This is a genomic window from Candidatus Megaera venefica (assembly GCF_034554655.1).
GTDB lineage: Bacteria > Pseudomonadota > Alphaproteobacteria > Rickettsiales > Rickettsiaceae > Megaera_A > Megaera_A venefica.
The window spans coordinates 1-15,895 of record NZ_JARJFB010000018.1 but is presented as its reverse complement, the minus strand read 5'-3'; the positions used below and the strand labels follow the sequence as shown (position 1 = coordinate 15,895).

14 protein-coding genes and 2 tRNA genes are annotated in these 15,895 nt (G+C 36.0%); 3 read left to right on the top strand and 13 right to left on the bottom strand.

The window, feature by feature from the left end; all coding sequences use genetic code 11:
• Positions 1 to 196: 196 nt before the first annotated feature.
• The 3 genes from pal to Megvenef_RS02095 all read right to left on the bottom strand — a co-directional run bounded on the left by pal (position 197) and on the right by Megvenef_RS02095 (position 2,050).
• Complete coding sequence (pal, locus tag Megvenef_RS02105; RefSeq protein WP_322776350.1) at positions 197 to 637, bottom strand: peptidoglycan-associated lipoprotein Pal; 441 nt, start codon at positions 635 to 637, stop codon at positions 197 to 199.
• A gap of 194 nt (positions 638 to 831) precedes the next feature.
• On the bottom strand, positions 832 to 1,920 hold the full coding sequence (locus tag Megvenef_RS02100) for an anhydro-N-acetylmuramic acid kinase (protein ID WP_322776349.1): 1,089 nt from the start codon (positions 1,918 to 1,920) through the stop codon (positions 832 to 834).
• The gene (locus Megvenef_RS02095) at positions 1,913 to 2,050 is read right to left on the bottom strand and encodes a hypothetical protein (protein ID WP_322776348.1); all 138 of its coding nucleotides are present in this window, start codon (positions 2,048 to 2,050) and stop codon (positions 1,913 to 1,915) included. Before Megvenef_RS02095 ends, Megvenef_RS02100 begins: the two co-directional genes overlap by 8 nt.
• Positions 2,051 to 2,180: 130 nt before the next feature.
• On the opposite strand from Megvenef_RS02095, the gene Megvenef_RS02090 reads away from it, so the two are divergent.
• Together Megvenef_RS02090 and Megvenef_RS02085 are read left to right on the top strand one after the other, a co-directional pair.
• Positions 2,181 to 2,255, top strand: a tRNA-Thr gene (locus Megvenef_RS02090).
• Between the two features lie 443 nt (positions 2,256 to 2,698).
• Positions 2,699 to 3,481, top strand: a complete 783-nt coding sequence (locus Megvenef_RS02085; protein WP_322776347.1) for a hypothetical protein — start codon at positions 2,699 to 2,701, stop codon at positions 3,479 to 3,481.
• A 122-nt stretch (positions 3,482 to 3,603) separates the two neighbouring features.
• Here the strand turns inward: Megvenef_RS02085 and Megvenef_RS02080 are convergent, their stop codons facing one another.
• From Megvenef_RS02080 to dnaK, 10 genes are all read right to left on the bottom strand, one after another.
• On the bottom strand, positions 3,604 to 4,254 hold the full coding sequence (locus Megvenef_RS02080; protein ID WP_322776346.1) for a CatB-related O-acetyltransferase: 651 nt from the start codon (positions 4,252 to 4,254) through the stop codon (positions 3,604 to 3,606).
• Between the two features lie 484 nt (positions 4,255 to 4,738).
• Positions 4,739 to 5,611 (bottom strand): succinate--CoA ligase subunit alpha, encoded by an 873-nt coding sequence (gene sucD, locus Megvenef_RS02075; RefSeq protein ID WP_322776345.1) that lies wholly within the window; start codon positions 5,609 to 5,611, stop codon positions 4,739 to 4,741.
• Positions 5,612 to 5,630: 19 nt separating this feature from the next.
• Entirely contained in the window at positions 5,631 to 6,788 is a 1,158-nt protein-coding gene (gene sucC, locus Megvenef_RS02070; RefSeq protein ID WP_322776344.1) for an ADP-forming succinate--CoA ligase subunit beta, read from the bottom strand.
• A 158-nt stretch (positions 6,789 to 6,946) separates the two neighbouring features.
• Positions 6,947 to 7,666: an SIMPL domain-containing protein gene (locus Megvenef_RS02065; RefSeq protein WP_322776343.1), complete on the bottom strand. Its 720-nt coding sequence runs from the start codon at positions 7,664 to 7,666 to the stop codon at positions 6,947 to 6,949.
• Between the two features lie 24 nt (positions 7,667 to 7,690).
• Positions 7,691 to 9,340: a DNA repair protein RecN gene (recN, locus tag Megvenef_RS02060; RefSeq protein WP_322776342.1), complete on the bottom strand. Its 1,650-nt coding sequence runs from the start codon at positions 9,338 to 9,340 to the stop codon at positions 7,691 to 7,693.
• A gap of 4 nt (positions 9,341 to 9,344) precedes the next feature.
• Complete coding sequence (locus tag Megvenef_RS02055; protein ID WP_322776341.1) at positions 9,345 to 10,088, bottom strand: outer membrane protein assembly factor BamD; 744 nt, start codon at positions 10,086 to 10,088, stop codon at positions 9,345 to 9,347.
• A gap of 74 nt (positions 10,089 to 10,162) precedes the next feature.
• Complete coding sequence (gene tatA / locus Megvenef_RS02050) at positions 10,163 to 10,312, bottom strand: twin-arginine translocase TatA/TatE family subunit (RefSeq protein ID WP_322776340.1); 150 nt, start codon at positions 10,310 to 10,312, stop codon at positions 10,163 to 10,165.
• Between the two features lie 142 nt (positions 10,313 to 10,454).
• Positions 10,455 to 10,529, bottom strand: a tRNA-Glu gene (locus Megvenef_RS02045).
• A 258-nt stretch (positions 10,530 to 10,787) separates the two neighbouring features.
• The gene (dnaJ, locus tag Megvenef_RS02040; RefSeq protein ID WP_322776339.1) at positions 10,788 to 11,924 is read right to left on the bottom strand and encodes a molecular chaperone DnaJ; all 1,137 of its coding nucleotides are present in this window, start codon (positions 11,922 to 11,924) and stop codon (positions 10,788 to 10,790) included.
• Positions 11,925 to 12,141: 217 nt separating this feature from the next.
• Entirely contained in the window at positions 12,142 to 14,058 is a 1,917-nt protein-coding gene (gene dnaK, locus Megvenef_RS02035; protein ID WP_322776338.1) for a molecular chaperone DnaK, read from the bottom strand.
• Positions 14,059 to 14,175: 117 nt separating this feature from the next.
• On the opposite strand from dnaK, the gene Megvenef_RS02030 reads away from it, so the two are divergent.
• Positions 14,176 to 15,630: a S1C family serine protease gene (locus tag Megvenef_RS02030; protein WP_322776337.1), complete on the top strand. Its 1,455-nt coding sequence runs from the start codon at positions 14,176 to 14,178 to the stop codon at positions 15,628 to 15,630.
• Positions 15,631 to 15,895 lie beyond the last annotated feature (265 nt).

Below are 15,895 nucleotides of genomic sequence, written 5' to 3'. Positions count from 1 at the left end.
AAAAAATGAATGTGCGGTGATTTATTTTTGAAATTCTTGAAATTATATCAAAAATTTAGAGTTTTGACGGAGAGACTAGTTAATCTAAACTATGGATAAGATGATTCACAATATTCGTACCCATTAAAAATTAGAAAAACCGGTGCAACTTTAAGCTACACCGGTTTTTTGTAAAACTTATAGATAAATTATAAACTTATCTGATAGCTGTTACACCTCTACGATTCTGACTCCAAGCAGCTTCGTCATCACCGATAACTGCTGGTCTTTCTTTACCATAAGAAATGGTTTCAACACGCTCTGCGCTTACACCATGCTCAATCAAGAACATTTTAACAGCGTTAGCTCTTCTTTCACCAAGAGCAATGTTGTACTCTCTTGTTCCTCTTTCATCACAGTGACCTTCAACAGTCATGTTGAAAAGCTTATGATCTTTCAGCCATTCTGCTTGACGTGTTAATGTACTTTGTGCATCAGAAGTAAGATCAGAACTATCTAGTTTGAAAAATACTCTGTCGCCAATTGTTTTTTCGAATTCAGCTATGTGCTTGTTATTATCACCGTATTTGCCTCTTGAAGCACTACAGCCAGATAACAAAACAACAGCAAGGAATGCGACTGCAATTTTTTTAATCATATTTAGGTTCTCCTTAAAAAAAAGTTTTATTCAGTTTGAAAAAGCTATTACCCTAATCCATTATTGGGGCAGGAATAACATAGACCTGATTATATACTAGTTATTTTTGTTTTTAAACCATCAATCAATGTTTTGTTGAAGACGTATGATAAACTGCGTGACATAAATACCAAGGTAAATAAGGTTTAAAGCCATCACCTACTCACTAGACACCCACAAATATTTTCACGAATAGCAGCAGTTGTTGTCGGAAAAGCGCTAGGTAAATTTTTAAAAAATCTAGCCGCAAGATAAGCAAACGCCTGGGATTCAACATAATCAGGGTCAAGGTTACCAATGGTAGAAATATTTTCTACTTTACATTTAAATCCTTTCGTTAACAAAACTAATTCTACCCATTTAACTATCTGTTTATTTTTACTTCCGCCACCACATAAAAAAATACTACCAGGAATAGTTGGTAATAACTCAATAGCACGAACAATACTAGCGCAAGTAATATAAGTAAGGGTTGCTATTATATCTTTGGGATCGCGCCCAGTAAGGACATCCATTACATATCTAAATGAGTTTCTGTCTAAAGATTTTGGATAAGGTCGCTTGAAATATTCATCAACTAAGAGTTCATTAATGACTGATTCATCTATTTGCCCCTGAGATGCTATCTCTCCATTTTTATCATAATCCTTGCTAAAATATTTTTTCATAGCATCATCAATAAGAGCATTACCAGGACCAGTATCAAAAGCTATTATATCATTTTCCTTACCAATATAAGTAATATTTGCTACTCCTCCTATATTAATGACTGCAACAGGTAGTTTTTGGTTTTGCATTAATAACTTATGAAAAATCGGTACTAACGGAGCTCCTTGGCCACCAAGGCTAATATCCCTTCTTCTAAAATCATGCACCACATCTATCCCTGCTCCTTGAGCAAGTAAGTGGGGGTTCCCTATTTGCCAGGTAAGTTGGCTTTCTGGTTTATGAAAAATAGTTTGCCCATGAAAACCAAGTGCTTTTATATCACTACTGGAATATTTTGTTTGTTTCAGTAACTGAGCAGTAATCTCAATATGAAATTCTGTAAGTTTTCTTTCGATCTCAAGCGATGGAGCTAACTGACTACAAAGTTGCTTGAGATCAAATTTGAATTCGGAAGGGTATGGCAAATGAGCATTAGCAATTACAGCGAATTTAGTTTGTCCATCAGTACGAACCAAGGAAGCATCAACCCCATCGCATGAAGTACCACTCATATAGCCTATAAATAGTTCACTCATTCCCGATCTCTAATTTTTTTTTGGCACCTTTTACCACCTTGCGACGCTGTAAATTTTTACGCAAAGCAATTGATAACTTATCTTCTTTTTCTTTTACTTTTTCAGTAGTCCCTTCTTTTTTCTTTGACATTTAAACTAATTTTCCTTGACGATCTGCTAATAATATGGCAAAAATTTGCGCTTAAAATGCCGGTTTAAAATCATTCTGCATAATTTTGGTTAATTTGTAACATATCTTCGTTAGAAATACCAATCTTTTTGCCGCTATAGCTCAGTGGTAGAGCGCATCATTGGTAATGATGAGGTCGAAAGTTCAATTCTTTTTAGCGGCACCATTTATATCTCACAATATTGCTTTAATAATAAGACTCCTCCATCGTTGACTTCTTTCTTGCTATTCCTAGCTTACGAGACAGTATCGTCATATTAATTTTAAGGAATAAATTATAAGCCAGCTTGATATCTCTAAAAACCTAAATTTTAAACGTTGTCTGCGCTAAAAAATAGAAGAATACTAACAAATGGAAATGGTGAATTAATATAAACCTTAGGTTATTAAATCCGTTAAGCTATAAATTAGTAAATCACAAGAGAGCGACAGTCCAATACTACTAATTAAATACTTAGTGCCTATGGTGTAAAGCTTAAGTTACGTGTCCTGTTCAAGATATTTAATGATTGCTAGCTAATTCAAATGGACTCCTATTGACATATGAAATAAAAAAATTCTATAATCAGTGGTTGTAAGGAAATTAAACTTAAATTATGAGGAAATATTATGGCAAAAAATCTTTTGAATGAATTGTTAAAACTAGCTGAGGCAGATGGCAAGAGCTTAAGCACAGCAACAAGTACTAAGGGGCAGGCGGTTGTCAGCTTAGCTCAAAAATATGGGATTAAATGTGAAGATAGGAAGTATGATGTAGGCGCACCTGGAGTAATGAAGCCTTTAGACGAAACAATAAAAATCGAGTTGCAATGGGGTAGTGGGTTCGTTAACCAAGATAGAACTGACAGATTTAACCAGTTTCATGATGCATTGCAAGCTATTGATGCATTGGTCGAGAATAGATTTTCCGAGGATCTTTATACAAACCTAAATGTATATGGTAGAGCAATGTTTGTTAATATTGCCAGCAAGCAGTCACCTGAGATTAATCAAAATATATTAAAAACTATTGCACCATACTCAGCATCCGGATTAGATATGAATGAATTTCCATATGCTAAACAAGAAGAGGTCAATGTAGGACAAATTTTTAATCAATATATTCAGCCTAAAATCAGTGATATCTCAGTCGAGACTAATACCAGTAATAGTGATAGTAGCAATTTTGGAGTTTTAGTCGAGGGAGAGATAGACCCTGCCCAGGAAAAGAAGAATCTCGTCGATGCATTGATGAAAAATATTATGATGGGTGATACCAACAAGATAGATCCTGCTACGTATCAAACTGTAGAAACATTAATTACTGAACATGGTATTCATTCTATAGCTTTTGACGCTTTGCTTGAAGAGCTTGCTAATGAGACTGTTGTTATGGGTGAAACTGGCCTCTAACAAGATCTCATAAAATTTTACTTAACTTAGGGGGGTGCCATATTCATTATTTGCGTATGACGCCCTTTGCTATTCAGGGATTTTTAGATTCGGTGCAAGGAGTGTTATTAAAGTTATAGTACTTATAACTTATCTTCCTGATATTTTGACCATAAGAGATCAATATCAGAAGAGCGTATAAACGCTAAATTTTTCTTTAACTTATCTAAATTCCAATCCCACCATTTAATCTTCAAGAGTTTCTGAATATCACTATCAGTAAATCGTTTTTTAATTAAACGAGCTGGATTTCCACCCCATATTTCGTAGGCACCAACATTTTTAGTGACAAGGCTTCGGGCGCCTATAACTGCCCCATCTGCAATTTGAATTCCTGGCATAATCATGCTTTCTGCGCCAATCCAAACATCATTGCCAAGTAAGGTGTCACCTTTAGATTTTTGTGCTTTAGGCGCCACTAAATTATAGTTATCAAAATCATCATCAAGAAAATCAAGCGAATAAGTGGCAATCCATTCGTAGTTATGACCTTGGGTTCCACCCATCATAAATTTTACACCTGTTGCAATTGAACAAAATTTACCAATAATAAGGCGATCGATTTCATGAGATTCTTTATTATTGTCTGCTTCATCAAGGTACATCACACAATCTTCAAATGTTTTATCGTGGTAATATCCTGAATAATAAGAGTAATCACCTGCAATGATATGCTTCGCTTTAACATGATCTTTAATAATAATCGATTCTCTGTAACTATTGAAAATAGGCATATGTTTATTTATTTAATTAATATTATTTAAATATTGGCTAGAAAATACACCAAAATTTATGTAGTAACTAACCCCAATTATGGATAAGATAAATATTAGATTTAGTTATGTCCCGCAAGAAATATAGTCATACCGAGCTTGATCCAGTATCTTCTTATCTACCGTCGTGCTGAACTCAGTGGGCTTCGCATGTATCTTCAATCTTCTTCCTATCTCATGAGATCCTGAAGTAAATTCAGGATGACGGTGCTTACAGCGAGTCCCAGTATAAAACCATACCTCTTTATCCATAGTTCAGTAAATACATATAATTGGCTACAAAAAACGTCATAGTGAGCAACCCAATTGGGGAGGGGAGGGATGGTCATACTGGAGTTGATTCAGGATCTAAAGCTGCAGGGAGAAGAAGATCCTGATACCTGCGGAGATGGGCGGACTTTTTTCTTGACCCCGTTTAATAGCGCTTAGCAGACAAAACTAGATATCAACCTAGTAATTTTTGCATTGTACGACCAATTTCAGCAGGAGAGTTAGAAACAACTACCCCAGCACTCGTTAAAGCCTCGATCTTGTCTCCAGCTGAACCTTTGCCACCAGCAATAATCGCACCAGCATGGCCCATTCTTTTACCTGGAGGCGCCGTTACACCAGCAATAAAACCAACAACTGGTTTCTTGATTTTAGACTTTTTAATAAAGTCTGCTGCATCTTCTTCAGCATTACCACCAATTTCGCCGATCATGATAATCGCCTGGGTATCTTTATCCTGCAAAAATAATTCAATACAATCAATAAAATTAGTCCCATTTACTGGATCACCACCTATGCCAACACAAGTCGATTGGCCAAGACCAACAGCAGTTGTTTGAGCAACAGCTTCATATGTTAAAGTACCAGACCTTGAAACGATACCAATTCTGCCTTTTTTGTGAATATGACCTGGCATGATCCCAATTTTACATTCGTCAGGAGTAATTACCCCAGGGCAGTTTGGTCCAACCAACCTAGTCCTTGAACCAATTAAAGCTCTTTTGACCTTAAGCATGTCTATTACTGGTATACCTTCGGTAATACAAATTACTAATTCAAGCCCAGCATCAATTGCTTCTAAGATTGAATCTGCAGCAAATGGTGGTGGAACATAAATTACAGTAGCATTTGCTCCCGTTCTGTCGACAGCTTCAGCAACTGTATTATAAACAGGTAAATCTAAATGCGTTTGTCCACCTTTTCCTGGTGTAACTCCACCAACCATCTTGGTCCCGTAAGCAATTGCTTGTTCAGAGTGAAAGGTACCTTGAGAGCCTGTAAATCCCTGGCAAATTACTTTTGTATTTTTATTTATAAGTATCGACATATTATTATTGCTCCCAAATCTATACAGCTTTTACAATTTTTTGTGCCGCATCCCCTAGATCATCAGCAGCAATGATTTCTAAGCCGGAATTAGCTAGTATTTTCTTCCCAAGCTCAAAATTCGTACCTGCAAGACGAACTACTAGTGGCACCTTAACACCAACTTCTTTCGCAGCAGCTACTATTCCTTCCGCAATAATATCGCATCTCATAATGCCACCGAAGATGTTTACTAGTATGCCCTTTACCGCTTTGTCTGAAAGAATAATTTTAAAGGCCTCAGCGACTCTTTCTTTATCAGCTCCACCACCAACGTCCAAGAAATTTGCTGGCTCTGCTCCATAAAGTTTAATAATATCCATAGTTGCCATGGCTAAGCCAGCCCCGTTAACCATGCAGCCAATAGTTCCATCCATCCTAACGTAATTTAAATCAGCTTTACTTGCCCTTACTTCAAGCGGATCTTCTTCTGCTTCATCTCTCAAAGAAGCAATTTCCGGATGACGAAATAATCCATTATCATCAAAATTTATTTTTGCATCCAGAGCTAATAAATTACCATCAGTAGTTTCTACAAGCGGATTAATTTCTATTTGAGATGCATCCGTAGCGACAAAAGCATTATAAACCGATTCAGCTATTTTCATCATTTGCTTCGCTTTATCACCAGAAAAACCAAGCCTAAAAGCTAAGGCTCTACAGTGGAAAGGTAAAATACCAGTTACCGGATCAACTGAAACTTTAATTATCTTCTCCGGTGTCTTTTCTGCTACTTCTTCAATGTCAACCCCGCCTTCAGTTGAAGCCATGAATGTTATTCGATTAGACGACCTATCAAGAACCGCACTAAAGTAATATTCCTTGGCAATATCACAACCAGATTCTATGTATACCCTCTTGACAACTTGACCCTTCGGCCCTGTCTGATGTGTTATTAATGTTTTGCCATACATATCATGAGCAATACTTCTAGCTTCTTCTTTGCTACGTACAACTTTTACGCCACCAGCTTTACCTCTACCGCCAGCATGAATTTGAGCCTTAACAACATAGACCTTTGCATCAAAATTCTTGATTAACTCATCAATTTCTTCGGATTTTAAAGCGACAATACCATGAGATGTAGGCACACCATATTTACCTAGAACTTGTTTCGCTTGATATTCATGAATGTTCATCTTGCATTTGTATTTTTAATTAATTTTTATACCACAGGTGTCATTCTATAGTAAAATATCAAGTAAAGTAAAGAAAAAGCAGAAGCCAAACTCAAAATTTAGAACCAACCCTTTTTGAATAGTGCCAGTATAGCTTCTTAATACTTAGATTTACTATACTAGTCTTTTATCATAATCGTTGCAGAAACCGTCATAGAAATTTGGCTCTGACCTGGTTCTGCTACGGGAGAATTCATCTCATCTTTTGCAACAGAACCCATTCTCATTGCATATTGCATAACAGGATACGGCCTAGATGTATCTGCATCAACATTTATACTTACAACCTTTATCATATCTTTACCCAAAGCCTTCGCTACACGCTTTGATTTTTTCATTAGTTTTTCAACAGCTAATTCCATTAATGAATCTCTTATTTCTTCTCTTGTATCATTAGAAATTGTGTAACTTAGACCATCAACTGCCAAACCTATTTCTTGTAATTCACCAACAAGTTTTAAAATATTGTCTATGGTCTTTCCCGATATAATAACTCCCTGACTTCCTTTCCATTTTGTTTTCCTTTCATCATTCTTATTAACCACATATTCATATTTGTATACAGAATATTGCTGTGTTGAAACTTTGACATCTTTTAGCATCTTAGCTTTTTCTAGCGCCTTAGTCATTGTGGCATTAATCTGATTCTGTACTTCTTTTGCTGTTATGCCATCGAACTCATAATGTAAATTTGCAACTAGTAAATCTTCTGGAACTTCAATAAATTCAGTAGCAGAAACATTAAGTATTGTACCTTCTATTTTATCTTCACCAGCCAAGCTGCTTAATGGAATAGCTAGAAATAAAAATACTACTAATTTAGTTATTTTATTCATCATGATTTTTTTCTCTTAGATTAATTTCTAGGACTTGCTAATTATTAACTCTTTTGCCGCTTTTAAACCCGTTTTAGTTATTTCTTTACCTGAAATCATCCTAGCAAGCTCATATGGTCTTGCTTCATTCTCAAGTATTTTGATTTCAACTACAGTATGAATATCATGTTGTGTTTTTTCAACTAAAATATGCTGATCAGCTTTTCCAGCCACTTGCGGCTGGTGAGTTATAACAATGATTTGTACTACACTACTTAAAGCTTTTAAACGCGAGCCCATTGAGTCTGCAACAGATCCACTGATTCCGACATCTATTTCATCAAAAATAATAGTTTGTTTTGGAGCCTTATCAAATAAGGCCACCCTCAGAGCTAACATAAAACGCGATAGCTCTCCTCCAGATGCAATTTTATCAATAGGGGCCAAACTCATTCCTGGATTTGTTGAAGCAATAAACCTTACCTTATCAATCCCATTGGACGAAGCAAAACCATGGCTTGACTCTATTTCAACAACAAAAATAGCTTTTTTCATTTCAAGAGTTGATAACTCCTTCATAACTTTCTTCTCAAGCTCTGCGACCGTTTCCTTTCTTTGCTCAGATAGCCTTTCAGCTAAAGCAAAGTAATTTGCTTTGCTCGCCTCAAGCTGCTTCTCTATTTCAGAATTTACCTGGACTTTATTTTCTAAGTCTAACAATTGTGTTTGAGATTTTTCAAGAAAACTAACCAAATCATTTGCATCAGCTGAGTGCTTCCTTGCCAGAGTTCTAATCTCGTATAACCTTTCCTCAATTTCTTCCATGGAAAATTCTGCCAGGTCCATATCACGCAATATCTGCTGTAGAATTGTCTTAGAATCTTCAATTTTATCGTAAGCTGATTCTAAGTTAGAGCTAACTTTCTCGAGAAATTCAGTGTTTGTAGAATTGGAAATGGATCTTTGTGCTTTTGCAATAATTCGTTCAATTGAGCTTTCTTGGATTTCACTTAATACAGATTGAATAAGCTCTTTCTCTTTTTCACTAGATTGAAGCTTTCTTTTTATATCAGCCAGTTCTTGCTCCTCACCTTTCTTTACCTCGGCCAATTCAAGTTCAGCACAAACGTGTTTTAGGTAATCTATATCCTTATCAACCTGTTCCTTCTGAGTAGCAATTTCTTTGATTTTCTTTTCAGTTTCTTGCCAATTGAAATAACCATTTGCAACCTCATTTTTAAGAACGCCAAGTTTACCAAATTCGTCTAAAATAAATGAATGTGACGCTATGCTTAGAAGTGTAGTGTGATTATGCTGGCCATGAAGTTCAAGTAAATAGCTGAATAGGTTTTGTACAAGCTTAGCTGTGACAATTTGATCATTTATAAAAAACTTTTTACGCCCCACAATGTTTTGAGTACATTTTACAATTAGGGAATCATCACTATCAACACCTATCTCTTTGAGATAATTATCTAATATTTCGCTAGCACTAAAAATGAGAGTAACAGAACATGATTCTGCAGACGGTCTAACTGGATTGCCTGGAAATCTTTCACCTAAGCAGAAAAGAATAGAATCAAGAAGGATTGACTTACCTGCACCAGTCTCACCAGTGATCACACAAAAACCTTCATTAAAATCTAATTCTAACTTCTCAATTAGGAGAAAATCTTTAATATGAAGGCTTTGCAGCATTTCTCTATTTCAACAAATTATCACTATATTTGCGCCACTGATTATCTGGGTAGTTATGGGAAAGTACCGTGGCATATTTTTTTGCTTCGTCTACAAGCCCAAGCATTAAGTTACTTTCGACAAGCCTATATAAGGCTTCAGGAGCATGAGAAGTAGTGTCATAGCTTTCAACCACTATTTGAAACCTTTTTATTGCAGCTACTGGATTTCTTTTACCTAGATAATAACGCCCAACAAACATTTCCTTTCCAGCTAAATGATCATTTACTAGGTCTAATTTTAATGCAGCATCCATCGCATATTTAGACTCAGGGAATCTCATAATAACTTCTTCAAGTCCTTCACTAGCGTATTTAGTTTTCGACTGATCCAATCTTACATCTGAGATTTGGATATAGTTTGCAAGCGCTTTCAGATAGTAAGCATATGCAATATCCTCATGCCTAGGGTGAAGCTTGACAAATATATCTAAGATATCAGCTGACTCCTCATATTCACCAGCAAGATATAAAGAATATGCCTGCATAAGCTCAGCTTGAGGTGTTATACTATTACCAGGATGTTGGAAAAACACCTTTTCGAATTCCGCAGAAGCCTTTTTATACTCACCGCTTTCTAACTCCTTAATACCTTTACTGTATAGCTCTTGAGCTGGAGTGATATCTTCGTTATCTTTCAGTTTGGATTTACATGAAGCAAGAGCTAGAGATACTATGATTACAGAAAAAAGTGATTTAGTAAAATTCATAATTTTAGGACCAGATAGGTTATTTTTTTATTCAATATTATATATACGAAAAACTACTTTAGGTACAGCTCGTATTAGTCTTTTTTATCTTCGTCTTTCAAAGAAGATTTAAATGCTTTGAGACCCTTACCAAGTTCAGACATAACTTGCGGTAATTTTCCTGCACCAAATAACAGTAGAATAATTAGTAGAATAATTATCAACTGAACAAGACTAATTCCCATAATGCTGTAAAAAATAAGTTAATTTAAGGACTGTTTCGAAAAATATGATAACCAATTTTATTCGTTAAATCTAGGAATAAATTTGGTTCTGCTAGTAAATCGCTTCGGTAGACTAACCTGAGTTTGATATTAGGCCTGGATATGGTGACCCCTACGGGAATCGAACCCGTGTTTACACCGTGAAAGGGTGTCGTCCTAACCGCTAGACGAAGGGGCCTTAGGAAACTAGTGATCGCTTCTAAGTCCTGTTTTTATACAGCGTCTAATACAATATTGCAAGAAAGATTTCGGTTATATTTTATTATTAAATTAAGTATAAATGATTGATCAACAGTGTTGTTTTGGTAAAAACGTTATATCAACCAGTTCCTAGGATTGCGCTTAGGCAGAAAGAAAAGCCCCCCTGAACTAAATTCAAGATGACTTTTGCCTATATTAAGACTTAGTCTACGATCATAATTATCCTAAACTTCTATTAAGACCATATATTTTTCATTTTGGAAAAAAAACCATCACTACTATAATTTTCTTTTGTTTCGCCAAATTCCTTATCAAGTTCTTCTAAGAGTTCTTTTTGCTTCTTAGTGAGATTTTTTGGAGTTTGAACAAAGGCATGTGCATAGAAATCACCTCGCTCTGATGATCGAACTCTAGACATTCCCTTACCTTTCAATCTCAATTTATCACCTGTCTGAGTACCGGCTGGTATTTTCAACGTAATAGTTGAACCATCAATAGTTGGAATATCAACTTCTCCCCCAAGTGCAGCCTTAGTAAAGTTTAACGGCAATCTAAAATGCAAGTTACTTCCTTCAACTTGGTAAATATCATGAGAACTCACTGTAATAAAAACATACAAATCTCCAACTGAACCACCTCTGAAACCAGCTTCTCCTTCTCCAGCAATACGAATCCTCACGCCATTTTCAACGCCATGTGGTATATTAACAATTAAATTTTTATGCTTAGAACAACGACCAGAACCATGGCATGTTGTACAAGGATTTTTAATGACCTGCCCCTGACCATTACATTTGTTACATGTCTGTTCTATAGCAAAGAATCCTTGTTGCATACGAATAGCCCCAGTTCCGCTACATTGCGGGCATGTACTATTAGCATTTGGTTCATTAGTACCTTTTCCATCACAAGAAGAGCACTTTGATTCGGCATTAAAATTTATTTTCTTATCTACTCCAGTAAAAGCTTCTTCTAGGGTAATTGTCAGATTATATTTTAAATCCGAACCTCTTGATTGGCTTGCCCTTTGTCTAGGTGCCCCCCCTCTATTACCTCCCATGAAATCACTAAAAAAATCGCCAAATATGTCATTTATATCAGGATTATTACTAGATCCGCGAGAATGAAATCCACCACCTCCACCTTGTTCAAAGGCGCTGTGTCCCATCCTGTCATAGGCAGCTCTTTTTTGCTCGTCTTTTAAAACCTCATAAGCTTCACTTATTTCTTTGAATTTTATTTCAGCCGATGGGGCTCCAGCATTTGTATCAGGATGATATTTCTTAGCTAGCTTAAGATACGCTTTTTTTATTTCAGCACCGTCTGCAGAACGTGGAACCTCAAGCACCTCATAATAATCTCTCTTTGTCATGTCTTAATTTCCTACTTACATTAGGTGATAATAAACTTAGGCAGAATTGATTACATAAAAAAAACCTACTACTAAGTCATCCTGAATTTGATTCAGAATCTTCTTCTGTTGCCTGAGATCCTGAATCAAATTCAGGATCTCAAGCTAGGTAGCCAAGCACGGCTGCGAAGTTTACAAGTGTAAGCAAGTACAGCCGGTTCACTAAAATTTAGATCAATTAATTGTTAGGTTTAGTATCACTAACGTCCTTAAATTCACCTTCTACAACTTTACCATCATCAGCATTTTGTGAAGGTGATTCACCACCTTGAGTGGCTGATTCACCTTCTTTATTACCATACATTACTTCGCCAATTTTCATACTTGCAGCAGCTAACTCTTCTGTTTTCTGATTAATTGATTCAAGATCATCTTCTGATTCCATTGCTTTTTTGAGAGAGGCAATGGCATCTTCAATTAGCTGTTTATCATTCGCTGCAATTTTATCTGCGAAATCCTTAAGACTTTTTTCAGTAGAATATATAAGCGTATCTGCTTTATTTTTTACTTCAATAAATTCTTTACGCTTCTTATCCTCTGATGCATTTTTTTCAGCATCCTTGATCATCTGCTCAATTTCATCATCTTTTAAACCACCAGATGCTTGAATGGTAACCTTCTGCTCTTTGCCACTAGCCTTATCTTTTGCTGACACATGCACAATCCCATTAACGTCAATATCGAAGGTAACTTCGATCTGAGGCATACCTCTTGGTGACGGAGGAATTCCTTCTAGATTAAACTGTCCAAGTAATTTATTATGAGCTGCTATTTCTCTTTCACCTTGGAATACTCTAATAGTCACAGCATGCTGATTGTCATCAGCTGTAGAAAAAACCTGACTTTTCTTTGTTGGAATTGTTGTGTTACGATCAATCAAACGTGTAAATACACCACCTAAAGTCTCAATACCTAAAGATAGTGGAGTCACATCAAGTAATAGCACATCCTTTACATCACCTTGTAGCACACCACCTTGGATAGCCGCTCCAAGAGCAACAACCTCATCAGGATTTACTCCTTTATGTGGCTCACGACCAAAAAATTCTTTAACTTTCTCAACCACTTTTGGCATTCTGGTCATACCACCGACCAAAATCACTTCATCTATTTCGCTTGGTTTTAAACCAGCATCCTTTAGAGCTTTTTTGCAAGGTTCCATAGTACGATCAATAAGATCCATCACAAGAGACTCAAGCTTAGATCTGCTAAGTTTAATATTCATATGTTTTGGACCAGACGCATCTGCCGTAATATACGGTAAATTGATATCTGTCTGCTGAGTACTTGAAAGCTCTTTCTTAGCCTTTTCAGCCGCTTCTTTTAGGCGCTGCAAAGCAAGTGGATCTTTTTTTAAATCAACAGAAGTCTCTTTTTTGAATTCATCAATCAAGTAATTCAAGATGGTCATGTCGAAATCTTCACCACCCAGAAATGTGTCACCGTTGGTGGCTTTTACTTCAAAAACACCGTCCCCAATTTCAAGCACCGATACGTCAAATGTACCACCACCAAGATCATAAACAACTATTGTTTTGTTCTCTGTTTTATCTAGCCCATAAGCTAAAGCTGCCGCAGTTGGTTCATTGATAATCCTTAAAACTTCAAGACCGGCTATTTTACCAGCATCTTTAGTAGCTTGTCTTTGTGCATCATTAAAGTAAGCGGGAACAGTGATTATTGCTTGGGTTACTGTTTCCCCTAAATAGTTCTCTGCTGTTTCTTTCATCTTTTGTAGTATGTAAGCGCTTATCTGGCTTGGAGAATACTGTTTTTTATCTACTTCTACCCACGCATCACCGTTATCAGATTTGACGATCTTAAAAGCGACCATTTCTTTATCTTTTTTGACCGTAGGATCATCGTAACTACGTCCGATCAATCTCTTGATTGCAAACAAAGTCTTATCAGGATTGGTCACTGATTGTCTTTTAGCTGGTTGACCAACTAGCCTTTCTCCACTATCTGTAAATGCTACCATCGAAGGAGTTGTTCTCTCGCCTTCAATATTTGCTAGTACCTTTGGTTCCTTTCCATCCATAATTGCTACGCATGAATTGGTAGTACCAAGATCAATACCTATAACTTTTCCCATATTAATATTCCTCGTCTAAAATAAATACTTGACATAGAAGCGATAATTCTCTTTTCTAGTCCATAGCCTTTGATATAGTGCAGGATAATTTTTTTACAAGAGCAATAGGTAATAAATATGTTAAAATTTTTAAAAGTTTTTGCGATAACATTATTTGTTTTAACGACAAAAGTTTATGCTGACGGCACAAAAATAAAAGAAATTGAAAAAATCAGAAAAGCCATTGTAACAATTAATAGCAGGATACCAGTTTCAGCATACATGAATACTGGGAGCTGGTCTGGAACTGGATTCATTGTTGATGGCCAGAAAGGTTTTTTAGTAACTAATAGCCATGTTGTAGGTAGAGTTTCAGTTGGAACATATTTTATTACCTTCCATAACGGTCAGCAAGCTGAAGCAAAAGTAGTTTATTATGATCAGTATGCAGATTTTGCTATTATGCAAATAGATCCAAAAGCATTTCCCACAGAGTTTGAGATAGTTGAATTTACCAACGAAATTCCAAAACTCGGATCCGATGTCTTTATAGTTGGAAACACTGAAGGGCAGGGATTTTCATTTCATAATGGCTATTTATCTGACTTATATGAGATAAACGGAGAGATGCCGCAAGGATCATATGTAATTAATATGAACTCAACAGGTGGTGCTAGCGGGTCGCCTATACTTAATATTGAGAATAAAGCAATTGGAGTGCTCTATGGCGGAGGAAAAACTCATTCTCTAGCACTTAAAGGAGAATATGTTACTCATGTACTAAAGGAACTACAGGCAGATAAAATACATCCGAGCAGAAAACATATTGGCGTTATTACCGAACTCTACTCTCTAGATAAAGCTGTGAAGCATCGTAATTTCTCAAAAGAAGAAATGAGTAATTACATAAAGGACTTACCTGACGCGCGTAACAGAGCAATAATTGTCAGAAAAGTTTTACCTGGCGGAACAGCGGAAGGTAAAATTTTACCTGGTGATATTCTATGGCAAGTAGAGGGCAAACAAATAGGAGCAGATTTATGTCTTCTTGACCTTGCACTGAGTAATTCAACTTCTGATAAAGTTAAACTTACTATCATTAGAAATGGTAAAAAACTTGAGCAAGAAGTTAAACTCTATGATCTTGAAACAAATAAAATCTCAAAAATGCTAGACTTTGCAGGTGGGCTATTTTTTGAAGCTGACGATTTCGTAGCAGCCAAATCTGGCATTCCAATAGGTAGTGTTGCACTTGCAAATGTACAAACAGGAAGCAGTTTTAGCAGCATTCCAGAGATGTTTGTTCAGGATTATAAATCTATCTATAGAATTCAGATAAAATCTATTAATGGAACAAAAATCAATTCACTAGCAGATCTTACAGGAGCTACAAACAAAGCAATAAAACAGAAATATGTAAATTTGGAATATATGAATTTTCAGCCCTATTTTCCTGCCTTCGGAGCTGACAGAGGCTTTATCTCTGCGCATGAAGCGTTGATGCAAGATATTACTTTTGATAGTATAGAAAGTAAGCCTAGGATTCTGAAATATGACCCGAAAGTATCTGAATGGATATCTGAAAGCTTATAGATACCACACACTTACTCTTCTCCAGAAATAAAAAAGTCATAGTTAATCTGAGCTAATGGGGTATATAGAGATGGTAGGTTTTAGGTAACATAGTTTTTCTCCTTTGTAAAATGGAGTCATCCTGAACTTGATTCAGGATCTTCTTTCTTCTGCCTGAGATCCTGAATCAAGTTCAGGTTAGTTTGTCTCTCCGTCAAAACTCTAAATTTTTGATATAATTTCAAGAATTTCAAAAATAAATCACCGCACATTCATTTTTTGAGCT

Excerpts from the sequence above, each read along its gene's own strand:
- Megvenef_RS02055 (WP_322776341.1), bottom strand. The coding sequence starts at position 10,088 with ATGAATTTTACTAAATCACTTTTTTCTGTAATCATAGTATCTCTAGCT.
- tatA (WP_322776340.1), bottom strand. The coding sequence starts at position 10,312 with ATGGGAATTAGTCTTGTTCAGTTGATAATTATTCTACTAATTATTCTA.
- dnaJ (WP_322776339.1), bottom strand. The coding sequence starts at position 11,924 with ATGACAAAGAGAGATTATTATGAGGTGCTTGAGGTTCCACGTTCTGCA.
- Megvenef_RS02095 (WP_322776348.1), bottom strand. The coding sequence starts at position 2,050 with ATGTCAAAGAAAAAAGAAGGGACTACTGAAAAAGTAAAAGAAAAAGAA.
- pal (WP_322776350.1), bottom strand. The coding sequence starts at position 637 with ATGATTAAAAAAATTGCAGTCGCATTCCTTGCTGTTGTTTTGTTATCT.
- Megvenef_RS02100 (WP_322776349.1), bottom strand. The coding sequence starts at position 1,920 with ATGAGTGAACTATTTATAGGCTATATGAGTGGTACTTCATGCGATGGG.
- Megvenef_RS02080 (WP_322776346.1), bottom strand. The coding sequence starts at position 4,254 with ATGCCTATTTTCAATAGTTACAGAGAATCGATTATTATTAAAGATCAT.
- Megvenef_RS02065 (WP_322776343.1), bottom strand. The coding sequence starts at position 7,666 with ATGATGAATAAAATAACTAAATTAGTAGTATTTTTATTTCTAGCTATT.
- dnaK (WP_322776338.1), bottom strand. The coding sequence starts at position 14,058 with ATGGGAAAAGTTATAGGTATTGATCTTGGTACTACCAATTCATGCGTA.
- Megvenef_RS02085 (WP_322776347.1), top strand. The coding sequence starts at position 2,699 with ATGGCAAAAAATCTTTTGAATGAATTGTTAAAACTAGCTGAGGCAGAT.
- recN (WP_322776342.1), bottom strand. The coding sequence starts at position 9,340 with ATGCTGCAAAGCCTTCATATTAAAGATTTTCTCCTAATTGAGAAGTTA.
- sucD (WP_322776345.1), bottom strand. The coding sequence starts at position 5,611 with ATGTCGATACTTATAAATAAAAATACAAAAGTAATTTGCCAGGGATTT.
- Megvenef_RS02030 (WP_322776337.1), top strand. The coding sequence starts at position 14,176 with ATGTTAAAATTTTTAAAAGTTTTTGCGATAACATTATTTGTTTTAACG.
- sucC (WP_322776344.1), bottom strand. The coding sequence starts at position 6,788 with ATGAACATTCATGAATATCAAGCGAAACAAGTTCTAGGTAAATATGGT.